General features: G+C 72.9%; 2 protein-coding genes. One reads left to right on the forward strand and one right to left on the reverse strand.

Annotated features, from left to right (window positions below; translation table 11 throughout):
• The coding region (locus tag ABZ497_RS36375) for a hypothetical protein (RefSeq protein ID WP_359812328.1) at window positions 1-765 on the reverse strand (765 nt) is incomplete at its 3' end.
• Between the two features lie 343 nt (window positions 766-1108).
• Here ABZ497_RS36375 and ABZ497_RS36380 point away from each other — a divergent pair.
• Window positions 1109-5416, forward strand: coding sequence for a LamG-like jellyroll fold domain-containing protein (locus tag ABZ497_RS36380; RefSeq protein ID WP_359812331.1), 4308 nt, complete (start codon window positions 1109-1111; stop codon window positions 5414-5416).
• Window positions 5417-5479 lie beyond the last annotated feature (63 nt).

A 5479-nucleotide genomic window follows, 5' to 3' on the forward strand; every position in this document is an offset into this window, starting at 1 on the left:
GGCGCTGCCCGGCTTCGCCGCCCCGGCGGCGCCACCGGCCGCCGCGAGCACGACCGTACCGCTCAGCTTCCGGCCGACCGGGTCGTTGACCGCCTCGATCGGCGTGCGGGTGCGGCAGGCGGCGAGCTGCGGCGTGGTGAGCGCGCACGCGGGCATCGCCACCAGCTGCAGCCGGGAGGCCCAACCACCGCCGTACGCCTGCTCGATGCCGCCGTAGTCGAGGGAGACCGCGACGCTGCCGCTCTCCGCGCGGGCGTCGGCCCGGTCCAGGCCGACCAGCAGGCCGTCCACGCCGGCCCGCTTGGCCCGGCCCCGGTCGGCGAGGTCCACCCGGACCGAGGAGACGGCGCTGAGCGGGGCGACCGACGGGGCCAGGGACTTGGCCCGGGCACCGAGCGCCACGGGGGCGGCGGGCGAGACCGAGACCGGCAGGCTGCCGGCCTTCGCCTTCCCGGCGGGCGCCGCCAGGCTGCGCACCTCGGGGGTGTTCCCCAGGTCGACGGTGGCGGTCGCGGCCGCCGGCCACTGCACGGGCTTCACCACGTGCGGGACCAACTCACGGGCACCGGGCGGGATCACGGGGGCCGGGACGACCGCCCCCCGGCCGCTCACCGGGCTGCCCGGGACCTTCGCCTGGTCGGGGAGCGGGTCCGCGCCCCAGAGCTTGTCCGTGTACTGATAGCCGCCGACGACGTCGGCGACGGCGAGCGGGGTCGCCAACGAGAAGACGGCGGCCGCCGCTATCGCGACGGTCGCCCGTTCCATCCAGGCCCGTTTCCGGGCACCTCGAATTCCGCGCGGTCCTGCGCGCATGCGTATTCCCCCTGAAGGCACATCAGAGAGCCGGTGAACTGACGAATCACCAGCTGACGGCACGTTCGGCCGACGGGAACCGTATTGCCATGGCAGGGTCAGAGCAATACCCTTCCCCAGCAGTCACTCTGTCCCCTTCCGTCACACAGACCCCAAAGAGTCTTCACAGGCGGCGCCAGGGGTGAGTAAAGACCGCAATTCCGACACGTGGCGGGGGGCCACGGGGGTCCGTTCTGTGACGAGGAACACAACGGCGCCCGGGTTCGTCCGCCTCCGGTCCCTGAAAGGGCGATCCATGGGGGAGCACCTCCGCGTCCGGAGAAATCCGGCGCGCACACTGACACGCCGTCTGGCGCTGTCGGCGGCCGTCACCGGCCTGCTGCTCGGCAGTGCCGGACCGGCGCTCGCGGACGATCCGGCCACCGGATCCGCGAGCACGACGACGGGCCCGGCCGCCGACTCGCCGCTGGCGGCCGCCAAGGCCGAGGCCGCGCGCACCGGCCGGCCGGTGACCGTCGACAGCCTCACCACCGAGACCTCGCGGACCGTCGCCAACGCCGACGGCACCTTCACCGCCACCACCCACCTGCAGCCCGCCCGGGTGCGCGAGGACGGCCACTGGAGGGACGTCGACGCCACGCTGACCAGGAACGGCGACGGGACCCTCTCCCCCGCGGCCACCCCCTCCGCGCTGGCCCTCTCCGGCGGGGGCGACGGGCCACTGGCCACCCTCACCGACCCGGACGGGCGACGGCTCTCCTACACCCTCCCGTTCCCGCTCCCCGCTCCCGTGGTGGACGGCAGCACCGCGCGCTACGACGGCGTCCTGCCGGGCGTCGACCTCAAGGTCACCAGCACCGACCAGGGCGGTTTCCACGAGGTCCTGATCGTGCGCGACGCCGCCGCGGCCGCCAACCCCGCGCTCGCCTCGCTCAAGCTGACCACCTCCGTCGGCGGAGGCCTGTCGCTGACGGCCGACCAGGACGGCCGGGTCGCGGTCACCGCGCCCGACGGCAGCGCGGTCTTCCGTTCGCCGACCCCGCTGATGTGGGACTCGGCGACGACCGCCCCGGCCGGGGCCGCCGCGGACCCGGCCCCGGCCGCGAAGGCGGCGCCGAAGACCGCACCGAAGACCGCACCGCAAGCCGCACCGCAGGCGGAGGCCCCCGCGGACGGCGCCCCCGCCACGGCATCGACTCCCGAGGAACCGGGCAGCTCCGCCCAGGTCAAGCGGATCGCGGTGACCCATGCGGCCGACACCCTGACGCTGGTCCCCGACGCCGGCCTGCTCCGCGGCGCCGACACCGTCTGGCCGCTGTACATCGACCCGTACACCAGCCCGATCACCAGCAAGAAGAGCCACTTCGTCACCGTCAAGGAGGGCTGCGCGAGCCAGAGCCCTTACGACGACGCGCAGGACAACGGCGAGGGCGTCGGCTACCAGCGCTGGCAGGACTGCTTCGGCCTGAACCGCGCCTACTACGAGCTGAACATCGCCGGCCTCGACAAGAAGATGGTGATCTCCAAGTCGGTGGTCCACCTGACCTCGACCTACGGCGCCTCCTTCGACTGCGACAACGAGACCGGCGTCCGGCTCGCGACGGTGACCCCGATCAGCGGCTCCACCAGCTGGAACAACCAGCCGGACATCACCGGCGACGGCTACATCGGCGGCACCCAGCAGGTCAAGAGCTCCAACATCAGCCAGAAGTGCGGCAACCACGACGTCAACTTCGACGTGACCGGCCAGATCAGGAAGCTCTCCGGAGTCAAGGACAGCTGGACCTTCGGGCTCTGGGGCAACGAGTCCAAGTCGACGAGCAACAACGACTTCGTCCGCTTCGCCAACAACCCCTACCTGACCACGGTGTTCGACATCGCCCCGGAGACGCCGGACACCCTGGGCACCACCCCGGCCACCCGCGCCCCCGCGAGCAACGGCTGCGCCGGCGCGGCCGACGGCTGGATCGGGCAGTCCGGCCTGGCCGGGGACGCCTCCGACATCACCCTCAACGCCCACCTCACCACCGACATGAGCGGGGTCAACCTGCGCGCCCGGTACGAGGTCTGGGACACCAAGACGGCGGCCGCCGACGGCGGCTCGACCGACAAGGGCGCCCCGGTCAGCAGCTGGGTCAGCAACGGCGGCACCACCCGGGTCAACATCGGCTTCAAGGTCGCGGACGGCCACCAGTACGGGTGGCACGTCAAGGCCGAGGACGGCACCCTGGCGAGCGGCTGGACCGCCAACTGCTACTTCAAGACCGACCTGAGCGCGCCGAGCATCCCGTCCTTCACCGACTCCCCGGTCTTCCCGCCGCTCGGCGGCGACAAGGCGCCCACCGGCCACGCCGGGGACACCGGCGTCAAGATCACGGTGACCTCAAACGACCCGACGCCCACCGGCTGCACCCGCGGCAGCTGCGTCAGCAGCGGCATCGACCGCTTCGAGTACTCGCTGGACGCCAACATCCCGGCCAACGGCGCCGCGGCGGTCAACGCCGTTCCCACCACCGGCGGCAGCGCCACCGGCGACGTCCCGATCGTGCTGAGCGCCGCCCAGTGGGGCGCCCACACCCTGTTCGTCCGGGCCGTCGACAACGCCGGCAACACCCAGGGCACCGTCGGCCAGTACAGCTTCTTCGCGCCCTGGAACCCGGCCACCAAGGTGACCGCCGGCGACGCCGACGGCGACGCGGTGCCCGACCTGCTCGCCCCGACCACCGACGGCGACCTCGTCCTGGTCCGCGGCAACGCCGACCCGGCCGGACCGCCCGTCAGCGCCTCCGCCAAGGCCCAGAGCCCGGACGGCACGGGGTGGGACAACTACCTGGTCGCCCACCGGGGCACCGCCACCGGCACCAACGTCGACGACCTGTTCGCCTACTCCAAAGCGACCCACGAGCTGTACCTCTACCAGAACGACGCCGTGACCCCCGGCGGCGTCACCGGGCACTTCACGCTCACCCAGAACGTGATCCCGATCCGCAACTCCTCCTCCTGCCCGGCCAAGGGCTCGGACGGCACCTGGAAGAACGTCACCCAGCTGCTCGCCCCCGGCAAGCTCGCCCAGTTCGCCGACGCTCCCGACCTGGTCACCGTCGACAAGGGCGAACTCTGGTACTACCCGGGGACGTTCCAGGCCGGCTGCAACCTCGGGGCCGGCGTCCGGATCGGCACCGGCGACTGGTCCGGCACCACGCTGCTCGCCCCCGGCACCGTGGGCGGCGTGCCGACCCTGTGGGCCCGGGACAACGCCACCGGCGCGGTCAGCAGCTTCCCCCTGACCTTCGACGCCGGCCTGCCGACCACGAAGATCGCCGCGCCGACCCACGCCCCGCTGGTCTCCGGCGTGCTGGACACCGCCAACAAGAACCTCTGCCTGGACATCGCCGGCGGCAGGACCGTCAACGGCACCGCGGCCCAGATGTACACCTGCAACGGCACCGACGCGCAGCAGTTCGCGCTCGGCGCCGACGGCAGCATCCACGCGCTCGGCAAGTGCCTGGACGTGCAGAAGGGCGAGACCGCCAACAACACCCTCGTGCAGCTCTACCAGTGCAACAACACCGGCGCCCAGCAGTGGGCCCCCGGACCGTACCCCGGCACGCTGAAGAACCCGCAGTCCGGCCGCTGCCTGGCCGACCCGGCGAGCAACCGCAACCCGCGCACCCAGGTGATCATCTACGACTGCATGAACATCGCCGACCAGAAGTGGGCCGCCACCACCGGCAACGTGCTGCCCGCCGCGCAGAAGGTGCTGCCGCTCGGCGTCGGCGACCGCGACGCCCCGACCGTCGCCTCCCCGGGTGACGTGCAGGGCACCGGGTACCCGGCGCTCTACGCCGGCTCCCGTGCCGGCCGGCTGACCGAGTACCCCGGCGCGGCACCGGCCGGCGGCCTGGCCCAGTTCGGGAACCCGGTCGGCATCGGCAACGTCCGCCAGCCCTCGGCCTGGTGGAAGCTGGACGGCACCGCCGACAGCATCCGCCCGACCGGTACGCTCACCCTCAACGGCGGCGCCGCCCTCGGCACCGACCCGGCCCGCGGCGGCGTCCTGAACCTGAACGGCTCCACCGCGTACGCGGCGGCCGCCGGTCCGGCGGTGGACACCAGCCGCAGCTACACGGTGTCCGCCTGGGTGCGGCTCACCAGCCTCACCGCCAACTCCACCTTCGTCTCGCAGTCCGGTACCAGCGCCAACGCCCTCCAGCTCTACTACTCCAGCGGCGCCCACGCGTTCGCCTTCGGCCACGCCCACGCCGACGACACCGCCGGCGCCTTCACCAGCGCCTACGGGCCCACCACCGGCGCCCTCGCCCCGAAGACCAACACCTGGTACCACCTGGTGGGCGTCTACGACGCGGACTCCGCCGACCTGCGCCTCTACGTCGACGGCTCGCTCGCGGGCACCGCCGAGTACGCGGGCACGGTCTGGAACGCGACCGGTCCGCTGCAGCTCGGCCGCCGCCTCTACATGGGCGCCTACGGCGAGTACGCCGCCGGCCAGATCGCCGACGTCCAGCTCTTCCCCGAGGCCCTCACCCCGATCGGCGTCTCCTCCCTCGACGGCAGGCGCCCCGTCCCCACCCAGCTGAGCTGAGGCATCCGCCCCTCCGGCAGCGCCCCCCGAACCACCGGCCCCGCCGGCGGACTGGTCATCCTC

The organism is Kitasatospora sp. NPDC005751 (assembly GCF_040630835.1).
Taxonomy (GTDB): Bacteria; Actinomycetota; Actinomycetes; order Streptomycetales; family Streptomycetaceae; genus Kitasatospora.